Source organism: Amycolatopsis jiangsuensis (genome assembly GCF_014204865.1).
Classification (GTDB): Bacteria; Actinomycetota; Actinomycetes; order Mycobacteriales; family Pseudonocardiaceae; genus Amycolatopsis; species Amycolatopsis jiangsuensis.
This window is the reverse complement of sequence record NZ_JACHMG010000001.1, coordinates 1,567,591-1,582,556: the sequence shown is the minus strand read 5'-3', so window position 1 is coordinate 1,582,556 and position 14,966 is coordinate 1,567,591. Positions and strand designations below refer to the sequence as shown.

Below are 14,966 nucleotides of genomic sequence, written 5' to 3'. Positions count from 1 at the left end.
CAGTGGAACGGAGAAAAGATGACCAACCAGCGGACCGGCCGGAGAAGACGGCGTCTGGCCGGGCTGGCGGTGCTCTTCGCCGCGGTGCTCACCGGAACGGGCCTGGCGCAGGTCCCGGTGGCCTCCGCGGGTCCAGTCACCACTGCCGCCACCGCCGACGACGGGGCGAAGGTGACCGAGGAAACCTGGGTGGACTCGCGCACCGTCGATCTCCGGATCGACTCGCCCGCGCTGGGCACGAGCGGCATGGTCCGGCTGGTCGTGCCCTCGGGCTGGGCGGCGCAGCCGGACCGGACCTGGCCGACGCTCTATCTGCTGCACGGCTGCTGTGAGCCGGTGGACTACCAGTCCTGGGACCAGTTCACCGACGTCAAGGCGTTCACCGCGGACAAGGACACGATCCTGGTGCTGCCCAGCGACGGGCTGGCCGGGATGTACACCAAGTGGTGGAACCTCGGGCTGAAGGACACGCCGGACTGGGAGACCTTCCACACCGCCGAGGTCCGCCAGATCGTGGAGCGCGGTTTCCGCGGCGGGACCCGCCGGGCGGTCGCGGGTGTTTCGATCGGCGGTTACGGCGCGCTGGCCTACGCTTTCAAACATCCGGGGATGTTCGGTGCCGCGGCCTCCTACAGCGGGGTGCCGAATACGCTCTACCCGGGCACCGCGGGAGTCATCAAGGGAATTCTGGCGCGCGGCGGATTCTACAACTTCTTCGACCTGTGGGGCGACGAGGTGGCGAACTGGCCGATCTGGTCGGCGAACAATCCCTTCGACCACGTCGACGATTTACGCGGAACCGCGCTGTACCTTTCCTGCGGCAACGGCCGGACCGGCCCGCTCGATCCGCCGGGCCAGTCCGATCCGCTGGAGCCCTCGGCGCTGCTGACGTCCCGGAGTTTCACCGACCGGCTGCAGCAGAAGGGCATCCCGGCGACGGTCGACTACTACGGGCCGGGCACGCACAGCTGGCCGTACTGGCAGCGCGCACTGCACGACTCGTGGCCGATCCTGGCGAAGGCGCTCGGTCTTCCGGCCTGATCCGGCGGGCCGGAAATCCGGACGTCCGTGGTCGGAACAACGCGCGCGATGTGCTCCGGGAAACAATTCCCGTCCGCGATTTCGTGGCCTGGGTGTGGGATCTCCGGAAATGCTTGACCAGTGGTCGCCGCGGTGTGGATCGTGTACCGAAATTCCCGGTTATTCGATGGAGGTTCCGGTGAAAAGTGTCAGCACCCCGCGCGCGGTGCGTCGCGGGCGCAAGGTGGTCATCGCCTTGCTGGGCCTGTCGATGCTGGCGCTCGGCGTCGCCGCGGTCAGCACCCCGGTGGCGGCCGCTCCCGCGGCCCCGGCCGCCGAAGGGCTGCCCGGCCCGTTCGACGACTCGTTCTACACCGCCCCCGCCCCGCTGCCGTCCGGGCAGCCCGGTGACGTACTCCGCTGGCGCCCGGCGGTGCCGGCGATGAACGCGGCCAATGCCGATGCGTGGGAGGTCATGTACCTCTCCACCAACGCGCAGGGCCGGCCGGACGCGGTGACCGGCACGATCCTCGTCCCGAAGGGCGTCGACCCGGCCGCCGCTCCGATCGTCGGTTACGCGGTGGGAACACAGGGGCCGGCGTTCAAGTGCACGGCGTCCAAGGCGATCGAGCGCGGCACGTTGTACGACCAGCCGGCCATCAACGACTCGCTCTCCAGCGGCTACGCCGTCGCGGTCACCGACTACGAGGGCTACTCGCCCTCCACCGTCCCGACCTACATCACCGGGCAGTCGATGGGCCCGGCGGTGATCGACTCGGTCCGGGCGGCGCAGCGGTTGTCCGCAGCGAAGCTGTCGAAAACGGCCAAGGTGATCTTCCAGGGTTACTCCCAGGGCGGCGGCGGTGCGTTGTGGGCCGGGGAGAAACAGCCCGCCTACGCCCCTGAGCTCAACCTGGTCGGGGTCGCGGCGGGCGGGGTCCCTGCCGACCTGACCGAGGTCGCGAAGGGACTCGACGGCTACATCGGGTTCGGGTTCCTCGCCTTTGCCGCGGTCGGGCTGGACGCTGCCTACCCCGACCTCAAGCTGGACTCCTACCTCAACGACACCGGCCGCGAGCAGCTCGCCGACGCCAAGAAGAACGCCTGCGTGGTCGAACTGCTGAGCAACTACCCGTTCAAGAAGATCAGCGACTACACGACGTCGAATCCGCTGGACACCCCGCAGTGGAAGGCGCGCCTTGCCGAGAACAAGCTGGGCGCCACCCCGCCGCAGGTGCCGGTCTTCCAGTACCACGCCAGCACCGACGAGATCGTGAACACCCCGCAGGCCGACGCACTGCACAAGAGCTACTGCGCGGCCGGGGTCCGGGAGCAGTGGCAGACCTACGTCTCCGACCACCTGAGCGGGATCTTCGCCGGCAACGGTGACGCGCACCAGTGGATCACGCAGCGGTTCGCCGGCGCCGAGGCACCGTCCAACTGCTGATCGGCCCGGCTGATCGGTCCCGCTCTCCGGCGGTCCGCGACACCGCGGCCGCCGGAGAGCGAGACCGTCCGGAGGCAGGGGAGTGGGGAGTGAACGATGAGCAGGACCGGCTCGCCGAGCGGTTGCGCAGGTGCCGCGAATCCTCCGGGCTGCCGCAGCGGGTGATCGCCGAACGGCTGGGCGTGCCGCGGTCGGCGGTGTCGGGATTCGAGTCCGGTACCCGGAAGGTCGACTGCCTGGAACTCAAGTCCCTCGCCGCGCTCTACCGGCGGCCGGTCGGGTACTTCCTCGAGGAGGAGGCCGTGCGTCCGCCCGAGACCGCGCGGCTGTTGCTGCTCTACCAGCGGCTGGGCACCGCGGATCGCGCCCGGCTGGTGGAGTACGCCGAACTGCTCGAAATCGCCACCAGTGCGCGCACACGGCCGGGCGGGGCCCCCGCGCGCGCCGCGCGTGGTCCGTCCGCAGTGGACACACCGTCCGCCGGCGGGCCGGCGTGACCGCGGCCGGTGGTGCGGGCCGTCGCTCAGGCCGCCGGTGGCCAGGTGCCCCGCAGCCGGTGGGCGTGCAGCGCGAGCTGGATGTCCAGCCGGGCAGCCGGATCGTGCAGCCGGTCGCCGAACAGTTCCGTCAGCTGGTGCACGCGGTACCGCACCGTCTGCGGGTGGATCCGGAGCGTTTTCGCGATCTCCGGGGTGCTGCCGGCCCATTCCAGCCACGCCAGCAGCGTCTCGCCCAGCTTCTCCCGCTGCTTCGTGGTCAGGCCGGTCATCGGTCCGAGCGCTCGGCGCGTGAGCTCGGCCAGCAGGAAGTCGTCGTGCATCAGCCACACCGTGCTGAGGTGCTCGGCGCTGTCGGCGACCGGCCGGGCGTCGATGACCCCTCGCCGCGCCAGCCGCAGGGTCCGGCACGCCCACTTCAGTGAGGTGGCCGTATCGGCCGGACGCACCCGCGGCCCCACGGCGAGGTGCCAGCCCGGCAGCGCGGGACGCAGCTGCCGCAGGTCGCTCTCGGGATCCGGGGACACCACACAGGGCTGTGTGCTTTCAAGGTCCACGAGGACGTCCGCGGGCAGGCCTGCCGGTGGCAGTTCGTCGGCCTGCTGCTCTCCGGGTGGGGCCAGTGCCACGGCGTTGACCCATTCCGGGAGTCGCCAGCCCGCGGCGTCCGCGGCGTCGGCGATGCCCTGCGGGGACGACGGCGGCGTGGCCAGCAGCAGCTCCAGCAGACGGCGCCGTCGTCGCTCCAGCGCACCCGCGGCACTGGTCTGGGCCACTGTGTAGCCTTCGACCGAATAGGACGAGATCTCCTCGATCACGGCGAAGATCGCCTCGGCGCAGACACACAGCAGGGGAATGGGCATGCCGGTGCGCTGGCCCCAGCCCGCGACATAACGCCAGGCCGCCTGCCCGCCGACCCGGTAGGAGGCCTGCAGCGAGTCGAGGCTGCCGCCGCCTTTCTGCACCCCGCGGCCCAAGTCCCGGAACAGCTCGCCCCAGTTGTCCTGTGTGGAGGGACGGCCGTCGATGCTGTCGATGGAGCCGATGACGGCTTCCCCGATGGCCTTGATGATGACCGCGCCGAACGCGCCTTCCAGCGGTTTGGCGTACTCGGGCACCTCACGCTGGATCGCCCGCAGGATCTCCTTGCCCAGGTTGCCCGCGTGCGGCCGGAACCGCCGGGCGAGGTCGCCGGGCAGCGACACCCACAGCCGTTGCGCCGGAATGCCGGTGCCCGGTGCCTCCCGGTGCTCGCGATCGGCAGGTTCGTGCATCTCGAAGCTCCTCCGCGTCACCGTCCCCGGTCATGCACTCACGCACCGCGCCGTGGCGCAACACACCTGTCCGCGCGGCTGCGGTGAGGTGATGAATCCTGCGGGAACTGTTCGTGCGCGACTGCCAAAGACGAGGTGGCCGGGCCGCCGGATGCCTCTTCGCCCAGCCGGGCGGGGAACGCGGGGCACGGCGGCGGGCCCCGGCTTGGCGCGCCGGTACCGGCGGGCGAAGATACGCTCGGCCCCTGGGCAGCGAGGTCTCCCGCCGGTTGCGCGTCACTGCGCGGGAGTAGCGTGCCCCCGGCGGTGGAAGGTACTTCGAGGAGCAAGTGTGGAGCCGAATCTGAGGCCCGGCGAGGACATACAGCACTATGTCGAGCGGCAGGCCGTCGAAATGCGGGAACGGGCGTCGGAGCTGGAGGAGGCGTTCGCCGCCGCGGCGGCGACGGTGACCTCGCGCGACGGTTCCGTCACCGTGTCCCTGGCGCCGAACGGCGCGCTGCGCAGCATCCAGCTCGGCAGGAATGCGTGCGGGCTGGGGGAGGCGCGGCTGACCACGGCGATCATGGAGACCGTGCGGCAGGCGCAGAGCCAGACCGCGCGCGCGGTGGCGAGTTCGGCCGAGGCGATCCTGGGCGGCGGTGAGGCCGTCGAGATGATGAAGAGCTTCCTGCCACCCGAACCGGTGGCCGACGACGGCGGGGCGGACCCGAACAAGTTCGGCGAGGACATGGCGCCCGACGACGATCCGCCCCCGCCGCCGAGGCCGGGCATGCAGCCGCCGAGGCCGCCCGCGCCGCCCCCGCCCCCGCCGAGGACGTCGCGGCCCGCGCCGCGTCGCCGCCCGGCCGACGACGACGAAGACGAGGCGAATCCCTGGTGAGCGGCGGATATTCACTCGACCCGAAAGCACTCGAGAAGTTCGGGAACCATCTGGACGGGCTCGCCGACAACCTCCGTGGATCGGGGGAGATGATCGGCGGCTGCGTCGCGGATCCCGGCATCTTCGGCGTCGTCGGCCAGCTCTTCGGCGCGGGGGCGAGCCTGCACTGCGGCAAGGCCCGCGACCAGCTCACCAGCTACGCCGACTCGGTGGGCAAGTTCCGGGAGAACCTCGACAAGGCCCGGAAGGGCTACCAGGACCAGGAAGACGACGTGACCGACTCGATCTCGAAGTACCAGGCATGAGCGACGGCTACGAGAAGAACGACTTCTGGACCAACCCCCAGGAGACGATGACCATGACGCACGGCGCCGACGGCGCCGGCATCATCGACTCGGCTTTCTCCCTGGCGAACTCGGCCAAGGAACACAACGCCGCCGGGATCGCGCTGGGCTCGGTCGGGCTGGCGCTGGACGTGCTGGGGCTGGTGATCGACCCGCTCGGCAGCGTGATCTCGGCGGCGCTGGGCTGGCTCATCGACCACGTGACGCCGTTCCGCGTGCCGCTCGACCTGCTGATGGGCGATCCGATCGGCATCGACGCGGCGCAGGCGGCCATCGACGAGCAGAAGAAGAAGCTCGAAGAGGACTGGGCGCCGGCTTTCGACACCGCGCTGACCGACTTGAAGGACGCGTGGAAGGGCGAGGGCGCCCAGGCGTTCCAGAAGGACATGGACGGCCTGCGGGCCCACCTCGACGCGCTCGCCGGCTACGTCGACACCGCATCCCAGCAGATGGGTATCGCGGGCGGCCTGGTCGGTGCCTTCCGCGGAGTCATCCGCGACATCATCGCCGGGGTGCTCGGGGGGATCATCGCCGGCGCGATCGCCGCGGCGGCGGCCATGCCGTTCACCTTCGGCACCTCGGTCGGCATCTTCCTCGGGACTGTGGCCGCGACCGTCGGCATCACGATGGTCAAGATCGGCGAGGAGATCTCGAAGCTGGTCCAGAAGCTCACCAAGCTGCTGGGCAACCTGACCGGACTGGGCAAAGCCGGCGACGACGCCGCCGACGCAGTCGCCTCGGCCGCGAGCGGCGGAGCGAAGCCCCACGGCGACATCCCCGGCGGCAGCGGCAGCGGCCCCAAGCCCGACGGCGGCGGAAAGCCCGAAGGTGAGGGCGGCAAGACCGACGGGACCGACGGCACCGACGGGAAAACCGACGGCACCGACGGCAAGCCTGAAGGCGACGGTGGCAAGACTGACGGCACCGATGGGAAGACCGACGGCACCGACGGCAAGACCGACGGGACCGACGGCAAGCCTGAAGGCGACGGTGGCAAGACCGACGGCACCGACGGTGACAAGCCGCAGGGCGATGACGGGTGGCTGAAGCTGACCCCGGACCCACCGGCGAACAAGCCGCCCGCCGACACCGGCGGAACAGGCGGCGGTAAGCCGTCGGAGAGCGAGGGCGGCTCCGGCGACGGCAACTGGCTGAAGCTGACCCCGGACGAACACCCCCAGGCGAAGCCACCGGAGAGCGACGTCAAGCCCGACGGCACCGGCGGAAAGACCGATGGCGCGGATGGCAAGACCGATGGCACCGGCGGGAAGACCGACGGCGCGGACGGCAAGACCGACAGCACCGGCGGGAAGACCGACGGTGAAAGCGGCCACGGAAAACCGTCGCACGAGCCGTTCCCCGACAAGATGGGCCGCTACACCAAGGATCACCTGACGAAGATCATCGACGAGAAGATCCCGAACGTCACGCCCGCACAGCGGCAGGAGATCTTCGACAAGTTCGACAAGTACTCCAACCTCGGGAAGCCCGATCTCCTCAAGCTGCTGGGCCCGGACAAGGCGGCGAGGTTCGAGAACACCATCAAGACGGTGACCGACCCGGCCTTCGGCGGCCGTGGCTTCGTCAGCAAGGGCACGATCGAGTTCATCAAGTCGCTGGGCACGGTCGCCAAGGAGGTGACCCCGGACAACTCGGACAGCTCAGACGACTCGGGCGACTCCTGACGGTCCGGCATTCGGCACGCGAAGCCGGGCACGGCCGGCCGGCAGCAGAACGGCGGTGAACCCTCCGGGGTCCGCCGCCGTTCTGCTGCCCGAAGTCACCAGCACCACCTATCCTTGACGCGACGTCAAATTAATTCAACGTCGTGTATAGTAACGGCATGACCACACGAACGTTTCTGATCACCGGTGCCGGCAGCGGGCTCGGCCGGGCCTTCGCGCAGGGTGCGCTGGCGGCCGGGCACACCGTCGTCGGCACCGTCCGCAAGAGTGAGGACCTGGAGAAATTCGAGGCGCTGGCGCCCGGACGCGCGCACGCCCGGCAGCTCGACGTGACCGACGACGAAGCGGTTTTCGCCGTGGTCGGCGAGGTCGAGCGCAGTGTCGGTCCGATCGACGTGCTGATCGCGAACGCCGGTTACGGGCACGAGGGCGTGTTCGAGGAGTCCTCGATGGCCCAGCTGCGCGCACAGTTCGACGCGAACGTGTTCGGCGTGGCGGCCACGGTCCACGCCGTGCTGCCGGGAATGCGCAAGCGCCGGTCCGGGCACATCTTCGGGGTCAGCTCGATGGGCGGGCTGATGACCGTTCCCGGGCTGGCGTACTACTGCGGCAGCAAGTACGCGGTGGAGGGCATGCTCGAAACACTGTCCAAAGAGGTCGCGGACCTCGGCGTGCGGGTGACCATCATCGCGCCCGGTTCGTTCCGCACGGACTGGGCGGGCCGGTCGATGGTTCGCAGTGCCCGCTCGATTTCGGACTACGACGGGCTCTTCGAGCCGATCCGGGCGGCCCGGCAGGCTGCCAGCGGCAACCAGCTGGGCGATCCGGCCAAGGCCGCCGAGGCCGTGCTCACGGTGCTCGACGCGGAGAAGCCGCCGGTGCACCTCGTGCTCGGGTCCGACGCCGTGCGGCTGGTCGCGAACGGGCGTGCCGCAGTGGCCGCGGACCTCGAAGAGTGGGAGAAACTCTCCCGGTCCACGGATTTCCCGGACGGGCACCAGATCGCGGCGAACTGACGGCCGCGCCGGTCATGACGCGCCCGGAGTGTGTGTGACCGGCACCATCTGGACATTCAGTCCAGAGATTATACAGTCTGTCTGGTGACCAGCGAACATCCTTATCCCGCCGCGTTTCGCAGTGGTGATCTCGTGACCGTGTCCGGGCGGCTCGGTGTGACGGGGACGGGCGAACTGGCGGCGGGCGGGTTCGCCGCCGAATGCGTCCAGGCGTTCGCGAACCTCGACGCCGCACTGGGTTCGGTGGGGGCGAGCCGGGCCGATGTGGTGAAGGTCGTTGCGTACCTGACCGACATCTCGGACCGGGCCGGCCTCAACCGGGTCTACGAGGAGTTCTTCGCCGAGCCCCGGCCGGCTCGCAGCTGCGTCGGCGCGGCTGCGCTGCCCTACGGCGGTGTCGTCGAGGTCGAGGCCATCGCCCGGGTGCGCGATGTCTGAGCGGGACGCGATTCTCGCCGCGCTCGCCCCGGTGGCCGAAGGCATGGCGGCGACGTTGGGTTCGTTCTGCGAGGTGGTCGTGCACGACTTCCGCCGTCCGGACAGGTCGGTGGTGGCCATCGCCGGGTCGGTCACCGAACGCAGCGTCGGCGGGTCGATGAGCGAGATCGGCATGGGTCTGCTGGCGCGCGGGGACGAGGCGGAGGACCAGCTCAACTACGTCACCCGCACGGCGTCGGGGAAGCTGGTGAAGTCCTCGACGATGCTGGTGCGCGACAGCGGCGGGGCGGTGTTCGGCGCGTTGTGCGTGAACCTCGACGTGACCGCGCTCGGGCAGCTGCGGACCCTGGTCGGCGAGCTCGCCGACGTCGGGACCGTCGAGGAAACGCCGACCACGACGTTCGGGGACGATGTCGACGCCGTGGTCGACGCGATCGTGGACGAACACCAGCTGCGGCTGAACAAGCCGTGGGCGGCGCTGGGCCGCGACGAACGCCTCGAGTTGTTCCGCAGCCTGCATCGGCGTGGTGTCTTCGCCGTCCGCCGGGCGGTGCCCCAGGTCGCCGCCCGGATCGGGATCTCCCGCGCGTCCGCCTACAGCTATCTCGCCGAAATCCGTGACCAAGGAGCATCATGACCCCGCCTGTGACCCTCGACGACATCCGCGACGCCGCCGCCCGCCTGGCCGGGGTCGCCCACCGGACCCCCGTCGTGCGTTCCCGCACCCTCGACTCTCTCGTCGGCGCCGAAGTCCTGCTGAAGTGTGAGAACTTCCAGCGCATCGGGGCCTTCAAGTTCCGCGGCGCCTACAACGCGGCCTCCCGGCTGTCCCCGGACCAGCTGGCCAAGGGCATCGCCGCCTATTCGTCGGGCAACCACGCCCAGGCCGTCGCGCTCGCCGCGCGCGAACTCGGCAGCAGCGCGGTCATCCTCGTCCCGGAGGACGCGCCGAAGTCCAAAGTGGACGCCACGAAGGGGTACGGCGCCGAGATCGTCACCTACGACCGCTACACCGGCGACCGGGTGGCACTCGGCGAGGCGCTGGCCGCCGAGCGGGGTCTGGCGCTGATCCCGCCCTACGAACACCCGCACGTGATCGCCGGACAGGGCACGGCCGCGCTGGAACTGCTCGAAGAGGCCGGTTCGCTGGACAGTCTGGTCGTCCCGGTCGGCGGCGGCGGTCTCATCGCGGGCAGCGCGACGGCGGCGAAGGCGCTGCGGCCCGGTATCCGGGTCGTCGGCGTGGAACCGGCGGAGGGCGACGACACCAAGCGCTCGCTCGAAGCCGGCGAGCGCGTCGAGATCCCGGTGCCCAGGACCATCGCCGACGGCCAGGCCTCCTCGACCCCTGGCGAGCTGACCTTCTCGATCAACCGGGACCTCGTCGACGACATCGCGTTGGTCTCCGACGGCACCGTGCGCGAGGCGATGCGGTTCGCCTTCGAGCGCCTCAAGCTCGTCCTCGAGCCGAGCGGCGCGACCGGTCTGGCCGCGCTGCTCAGCGGACAGGTACCCGCGTCCGGGCGGATCGGGGTCATCATCAGCGGCGGCAACGTCAGCCCGGAACGCTTCGCGGAACTGATCACCTCGCAGCGGTGAGGTCGCGGCCGGTGCGGGCCGGGGATGACAACCCGGCCCGCACCCGGGGCACCACCTCCTGGGCGAACAGTGCCATCGACCGGTCCGCCCGTTCCGCGGGAAGACCGGGCACCTGGAAGGAAACGTCGAGCGCGTCGAGCCGGCAGTCCCCGATGTAGTCGGCGAGCCTGCGTGCGACGGTCGCGGGCCCGCCGACGACCCAGCCGAGTTGGGCGCAGATGTCGTCCGTCCGCCAGTCGCCCTGCCAGGCGCGAACGCGCTCGTGCCACGCGGGCGAAGGCGGCGTGAAATGGGCCCAGAAGTACTGCGCGGCATCCGCTACCGCCCGGTGCGCGGTCCGGTCGTCCTCCGCGACGAACACCAGGCGCGCGGCCCGCACGGGACCTCGCCCGCCGAGGTCGCGGAAGTCTCGGGTCAGCCCGGGATGACGGTGCCCGCCGAACATCCCGACGAAGTACCCGAGCCCGTTTCTCGCCGCGAACGCGATCGACTGCTCGCCGGCCGAGGCCACGAGCACCCGCGCCGACAGGTCCCGGATCCGCAGACCGAGCTCGTGGCCTTCTCCGCCGGTGCGAAGGATTTCGGTCAGCTCGCGTGCCCGTCGCCGGAACGTGTCCCGGCGACGAGCCCGGCCGGCGGCGCCGAGCGCCGGATCACCCCGGCCGGCGCCGATGCCGTACCAGGCACGTCCCGCCGTCAGCAGGTCCAGGGTCACGAACTCCTCGGCGAGCTGCCGAGGCGTCTGTTCGACGATCAACCGGACCGCGGTCCCGAGCCCGATGTGCTCGGTTTCCCCCGCCAGCCGTGCTATGAGCAGATGCGGCGCCGCGATGCGCCCGGAGATCGCGCCGAACATCGGGGCGTGCTGCTCGGTGAACCACGCGACGTCGAACCCCAGCCGGTCGGCGAGGACGGCCGAGCGGCAGGCCTCGCCGAGGACCGCGCTGTCCTCGCGGTCCGCCGTCGCCCAGCCGTGGAACAGCACGCCGAACCGCGGCCACGGGTGTTCCACCACGGCTTCACCTCACAGCTTCCCCAGCGCGCGAAGGACTTTCTCGGGGGTCAGCGGCAGGTCCTTGATGTGCACGCCGATCGCGTTGGCGACCGCGTTGACGATCGCGCTGGCGCCGTCGTTGTTCGCGGACTCACCGATGCCCTTCGCCCCGAAGGGACCGCTGTCCTCGTAGGTGTCGGCGAAGAACACGTCGAAGTCGCGGCAGGCGTCCCGGGAGGTGAAGATCTTGTAGTTCAGGTAGTCCGGGTTCAGCGTCCGCCCGGTTTCGCGGTCGACCTGGATCTCCTCCAGCAGGGCGTAGCCGAAGGCCTGCGCCGCCCCGCCGTGGATCTGCCCCTCGACCAGGACCGGATTGATCACCTGGCCCACGTCGGAGCCGGCGACGACCCGGTCCACGGTGACGTGCCCGGTCTCGGTGTCCACCGACACCTCGACGAACTTGCAGGTGAAGTGGGAGGCCGTCGTCACCGCCCGCTCGCTCGCCTCCGCCATGATCGTGCCCCACTGGCGCATCTGGGCGGTCCGCGCGATCTCCTCGATCGACACGGACGCGTCCGCGGCACCGCCGGTGCCCCGTACCGTGGCGCGGCCGCCGCCGAGCACGATGTCCCCGGGATCCGCGTCGAGGATCCGGCCCGCCAGCTCGGTGAGCCGGTCGCGCACCTTCTCCGCCGCGAGCTTGGCCACCATGCCGGAGACGTAGGTGCTCCGGCTGGCGTGGGTGACGACGTCGTAGGGGGAGGAGTCGGTGTCGGTGCTGCTGACGAGCACGTCCTCGGCTCGCAGCCCGAGGACCTCGGCCACGATCTGCGCGTGTCCCATCAGGTTCCCGGTGCCCATGTCGATGAGCGCGGTCGTCAGGTTCGCGGTCCCGTCCTCGTTGATCTTCACCACGCTGCCGGCGTATTCGAGGATGTCGGAGACCTCGTTCGCCTGCCCGCAGCCGGAGGTGTGGAACGCCCGCCCGAGCCCGATGCCCTTGCGGATCTTGCGGTCCCCTTGACCGGCGAACCCGGCCCGGCGGTCCCAGCCGATCCGTTTCGCGCCCGAGGTGAGGATCTGCTCGACCCCGCAGCTCTTGATGTAGTCGACGACGTTGGGGCCCTGGGCGTAGTAGGCGTCGCCTTCGCGGATGTAGTTGCGCAGCCGGATCTCCACCGGGTCGATGCCCAGCCGGTCGGCGAGCAGGTCCATGTGGGACTCGACCGGAACGTTCGCCTGCGGGTTGCCGAAACCGCGGAACCCGGCCGCAGGCGGGGTGTTGGTGTAGATGACGTGGCCGGTGAAACGCTGGTGCGCCACCCGGTACATCGACATGAACCAGCCGCCCATGCACTTCGTGACCCATTCTCCCGAACAGGCGTAGGCCCCGGTGTCGACGTGGGCTTCCATCTCGTGCGCGACGAGCGTCCCGTCCCGCTTCGCGCCGGTTTTGAGCCGGACCGTCGCCGGATGCCTGCTCGTGGACATCATGTCCTCTTCACGGGTGAGCTGCAGCCGGACGGGCAGCCCCGACTTCAGCGCCAGCAGCGCCGCGATCGGCTCGTCGACGTTCATGTCGAGGCGGGCGCCGAAAGCGCCGCCGAGGAAGGTCTGGTGCACGTTGATGCGGCTGTAGGGAATTCCCAGTGCCCGCGCGAGGTTGTGGCGCAGCCCGTGGATCGACTGGGTCGTGCACCACACCTCCAGCCGGCCGTCGGGGAGCGGGTCGACCACGATGCAGCGCCGTTCCATCGGGCTCTGCTGCTGTTTCGGGACGGTGAAAGTGTTCTCGATGACGACGTCGGCGTCGGCGAAGCCCTGTTCGACGTCTCCCACCCCCATCGAGACGGTGCGCAGCACGTTGCCGTCGAGGTGGTCGACCTCCTCGCCCCAGGCGACGGTGTCGTGGATCCGGGGCGCACCCGAAGCGATCGCGGCGAACGGATCGAGGGACGCGGGCAGCTTCTCGTACTCCACCTCGATGGCGGCGACAGCTCGCGCCGCGACGTCCGGGGTGGTAGCGGCGACCGCGGCCACCACGTCGCCCACGTACCTCGCCTTGTCCGGGATGACGAAGTTGTCCCGCGGCATGTACTCCGGTGGAAGGGCGAACTCCCGGCCGTACGGGTGCGACGGCGCGTCCTCGTGCGTGATGATCGCTTTCACCCCGGGGATCGCCACGGCTTTCGAGGTGTCGATCCGCCGGATCCTCGCGTGCGGATGGGGGCTGCGCAGGATCTTGATCTCCAGCATCCGGGGGAGCTGGATGTCACCCACGAACTTGAGGTGCCCGGTGGTCTTGTGCACCGCGTCGAACTTCGGGACCCGCCGTCCGATGTTGCGGTACTCGGCGGGGACACCGGCCGGTGCCGGCAGCGTTTCGGTCATTACTGCTCTCCCTGGACATCGGAGCGGGCCGCGGCGAGCGCCTCGATCAACTTGACGTAACCGGTGCAGCGGCAGAGGTTTCCGGCGAGTTCCTCGGCCAGATCGTCGGCGGTGGCGCCCGGGTTCTCCGCGTAGATCGCCAGGGTGGCCATCACGACGCCGGGAGTGCAGTAGCCGCACTGGACTCCGCCGCCGTCGACCAGCGCCTGCTGCACGGGATGGAGCTCGCCGTTGCGGGACACCCCCTCGATCGTGCTGACCGACCTGCCCTCCGCGCGCCGCGCGGGATACATGCAGGAGTAGACCGCCTGTCCGTCGACCTGCACCGTGCAGGTGCCGCATCCGCCGGTGTCGCAGCCACGTTTGGTTCCGGTCAGGTCGAGCCGGTCGCGGAGCACGGTGTTGAGGCTTTCGTAGGTGCCGGCCGCCACGGTGACCGGGTCTCCGTTCACGACCAGGGTGAGGATCCGGTCGGTGCCGGTGGGTGGGGTCATCGGGCAGCCCTCCGGGTCGCCTGCGTGAGGCATCGGGTGAGATAGGTCCTGAGCAGGTGGTTGCGGAATTCGGCGGAGCCGCGGAAGTCGCTGAACGCCCGGACGTCCGCGGTGACGTGACGGGCGGCCTCGCTGATCTCCGCGGCGGTCGCCGGACGGCCGAGCAGCGCCTGCTCCGCGGTGCCCGCCCGCACGACCTTGCGGCCGATGCCGCCGCCGAGCGCGATCCGGACCTCGGTGAACCGGTCCGCCTCGATCCGGACCTGGACGCCGATGCTGATCAGGGCCCAGTCGACGGAGTTCGATTCGAACTTCTGGAACGATCCGCCGGTGCCCGGTGGCGGCACCGGCAGGTCCACTTCGGTCAGTACCTCCCCGAAGCGCAGGTCGGGCAGGAAGAAGTCCCAGAAGAACTGCTCGATCGGCGTGGTACGGGCCTGCTCGCCGAGCCGGCGCGTGGTCACCGAGGCGCCGAGGGCGGCGAACGCGGCCGGCAGGTCGAAGAAGGGCAGGCTGGAACAGATGCTGCCGCCGACGGTCCCGACGTTGCGGATCTGCATCGGGCGGATACCCGCGATCGCGTCGGTGAGGATGGCGAGCCGGCGTGGCGCGGTGGCGCGGACGTGGGCGGCGAGTTCGGTGAACGTGGCCGTGGCACCGATGCGGAGCACGTCGCCCTCCACGGCGATCCGCCCCCACGGCAGTCTCGTCACGTCCACGAGGGTGCGCACGTCACCCATTCCCTTGCGGTAGGCGAGTTCGTGGATCGTGGTTCCCCCGGCGATGATCCGCGCCTTGTCACCGTCGCGGTCGAGAATGCCGAGCAGGTCCTCCACGGTCGACGGGAACTGGTAGTCCTGAGGCTGGAACAGCAGTACGGGCAC

The 14,966-nt window shown here is 70.2% G+C and carries 15 protein-coding genes; 10 read left to right on the top strand and 5 right to left on the bottom strand.

Annotated features, from left to right (window positions below; genetic code table 11):
* Nucleotides 1-18 precede the first annotated feature (18 nt).
* The 3 genes from BJY18_RS06660 to BJY18_RS06650 all read left to right on the top strand — a co-directional run bounded on the left by BJY18_RS06660 (nt 19) and on the right by BJY18_RS06650 (nt 2,964).
* Entirely contained in the window at nt 19-1,041 is a 1,023-nt protein-coding gene (locus tag BJY18_RS06660) for an alpha/beta hydrolase (RefSeq protein WP_184778612.1), read from the top strand.
* Nucleotides 1,042-1,291: 250 nt separating this feature from the next.
* Nucleotides 1,292-2,467 carry a lipase family protein gene (locus BJY18_RS06655; RefSeq protein WP_184784460.1) on the top strand — a complete coding sequence of 392 codons (1,176 nt, stop codon included), beginning with the start codon at nt 1,292-1,294 and terminating at the stop codon, nt 2,465-2,467.
* An 89-nt stretch (nt 2,468-2,556) separates the two neighbouring features.
* Nucleotides 2,557-2,964, top strand: a complete 408-nt coding sequence (locus tag BJY18_RS06650) for a helix-turn-helix domain-containing protein (protein WP_184778610.1) — start codon at nt 2,557-2,559, stop codon at nt 2,962-2,964.
* Between the two features lie 26 nt (nt 2,965-2,990).
* Here BJY18_RS06650 and BJY18_RS06645 read toward each other — a convergent pair whose 3' ends face one another.
* Nucleotides 2,991-4,238 carry a PucR family transcriptional regulator gene (locus BJY18_RS06645; protein ID WP_184778608.1) on the bottom strand — a complete coding sequence of 416 codons (1,248 nt, stop codon included), beginning with the start codon at nt 4,236-4,238 and terminating at the stop codon, nt 2,991-2,993.
* A gap of 331 nt (nt 4,239-4,569) precedes the next feature.
* Here BJY18_RS06645 and BJY18_RS06640 point away from each other — a divergent pair, with 331 nt between their 5' ends.
* The 7 genes from BJY18_RS06640 to BJY18_RS06610 all read left to right on the top strand — a co-directional run bounded on the left by BJY18_RS06640 (nt 4,570) and on the right by BJY18_RS06610 (nt 10,203).
* Entirely contained in the window at nt 4,570-5,121 is a 552-nt protein-coding gene (locus BJY18_RS06640) for a YbaB/EbfC family nucleoid-associated protein (RefSeq protein WP_312873760.1), read from the top strand.
* Nucleotides 5,118-5,426: a hypothetical protein gene (locus tag BJY18_RS06635; RefSeq protein ID WP_312873759.1), complete on the top strand. Its 309-nt coding sequence runs from the start codon at nt 5,118-5,120 to the stop codon at nt 5,424-5,426. The genes BJY18_RS06640 and BJY18_RS06635 overlap by 4 nt, the downstream gene beginning before the upstream one ends.
* Nucleotides 5,423-7,150, top strand: coding sequence for a hypothetical protein (locus BJY18_RS06630; RefSeq protein WP_184778606.1), 1,728 nt, complete (start codon nt 5,423-5,425; stop codon nt 7,148-7,150). Before BJY18_RS06635 ends, BJY18_RS06630 begins: the two co-directional genes overlap by 4 nt.
* A 158-nt stretch (nt 7,151-7,308) precedes the next feature.
* Entirely contained in the window at nt 7,309-8,166 is an 858-nt protein-coding gene (locus tag BJY18_RS06625) for an oxidoreductase (protein WP_184778604.1), read from the top strand.
* A gap of 84 nt (nt 8,167-8,250) precedes the next feature.
* On the top strand, nt 8,251-8,604 hold the full coding sequence (locus BJY18_RS06620) for a RidA family protein (protein ID WP_184778603.1): 354 nt from the start codon (nt 8,251-8,253) through the stop codon (nt 8,602-8,604).
* Nucleotides 8,597-9,241, top strand: coding sequence for a helix-turn-helix transcriptional regulator (locus BJY18_RS06615; RefSeq protein ID WP_184778601.1), 645 nt, complete (start codon nt 8,597-8,599; stop codon nt 9,239-9,241). Before BJY18_RS06620 ends, BJY18_RS06615 begins: the two co-directional genes overlap by 8 nt.
* Nucleotides 9,238-10,203, top strand: a complete 966-nt coding sequence (locus BJY18_RS06610) for a pyridoxal-phosphate dependent enzyme (protein WP_184778599.1) — start codon at nt 9,238-9,240, stop codon at nt 10,201-10,203. The genes BJY18_RS06615 and BJY18_RS06610 overlap by 4 nt, the downstream gene beginning before the upstream one ends.
* On the opposite strand, the gene BJY18_RS06605 is transcribed toward BJY18_RS06610, so the two are convergent.
* From BJY18_RS06605 to BJY18_RS06590, 4 genes are read right to left on the bottom strand one after another with little or no spacing between them, the layout of a single operon-like run.
* Nucleotides 10,187-11,218: an LLM class flavin-dependent oxidoreductase gene (locus BJY18_RS06605; protein WP_184778597.1), complete on the bottom strand. Its 1,032-nt coding sequence runs from the start codon at nt 11,216-11,218 to the stop codon at nt 10,187-10,189. The two genes, BJY18_RS06610 and BJY18_RS06605, sit on opposite strands and share 17 nt — an antisense overlap.
* Before the next feature lie 9 nt (nt 11,219-11,227).
* On the bottom strand, nt 11,228-13,588 hold the full coding sequence (locus BJY18_RS06600) for a xanthine dehydrogenase family protein molybdopterin-binding subunit (protein ID WP_184778595.1): 2,361 nt from the start codon (nt 13,586-13,588) through the stop codon (nt 11,228-11,230).
* The gene (locus BJY18_RS06595; protein WP_184778594.1) at nt 13,588-14,082 is read right to left on the bottom strand and encodes a (2Fe-2S)-binding protein; all 495 of its coding nucleotides are present in this window, start codon (nt 14,080-14,082) and stop codon (nt 13,588-13,590) included. Before BJY18_RS06595 ends, BJY18_RS06600 begins: the two co-directional genes overlap by 1 nt.
* On the bottom strand, nt 14,079-14,966 hold the full coding sequence (locus tag BJY18_RS06590; protein ID WP_184778593.1) for an FAD binding domain-containing protein: 888 nt from the start codon (nt 14,964-14,966) through the stop codon (nt 14,079-14,081). Before BJY18_RS06590 ends, BJY18_RS06595 begins: the two co-directional genes overlap by 4 nt.

Excerpts from the sequence above, each read along its gene's own strand:
- BJY18_RS06660 (WP_184778612.1), top strand. The coding sequence starts at position 19 with ATGACCAACCAGCGGACCGGCCGGAGAAGACGGCGTCTGGCCGGGCTG.
- BJY18_RS06655 (WP_184784460.1), top strand. The coding sequence starts at position 1,292 with ATGCTGGCGCTCGGCGTCGCCGCGGTCAGCACCCCGGTGGCGGCCGCT.
- BJY18_RS06645 (WP_184778608.1), bottom strand. The coding sequence starts at position 4,238 with ATGCACGAACCTGCCGATCGCGAGCACCGGGAGGCACCGGGCACCGGC.
- BJY18_RS06630 (WP_184778606.1), top strand. The coding sequence starts at position 5,423 with ATGAGCGACGGCTACGAGAAGAACGACTTCTGGACCAACCCCCAGGAG.
- BJY18_RS06625 (WP_184778604.1), top strand. The coding sequence starts at position 7,309 with ATGACCACACGAACGTTTCTGATCACCGGTGCCGGCAGCGGGCTCGGC.
- BJY18_RS06615 (WP_184778601.1), top strand. The coding sequence starts at position 8,597 with ATGTCTGAGCGGGACGCGATTCTCGCCGCGCTCGCCCCGGTGGCCGAA.
- BJY18_RS06610 (WP_184778599.1), top strand. The coding sequence starts at position 9,238 with ATGACCCCGCCTGTGACCCTCGACGACATCCGCGACGCCGCCGCCCGC.
- BJY18_RS06600 (WP_184778595.1), bottom strand. The coding sequence starts at position 13,588 with ATGACCGAAACGCTGCCGGCACCGGCCGGTGTCCCCGCCGAGTACCGC.
- BJY18_RS06595 (WP_184778594.1), bottom strand. The coding sequence starts at position 14,082 with ATGACCCCACCCACCGGCACCGACCGGATCCTCACCCTGGTCGTGAAC.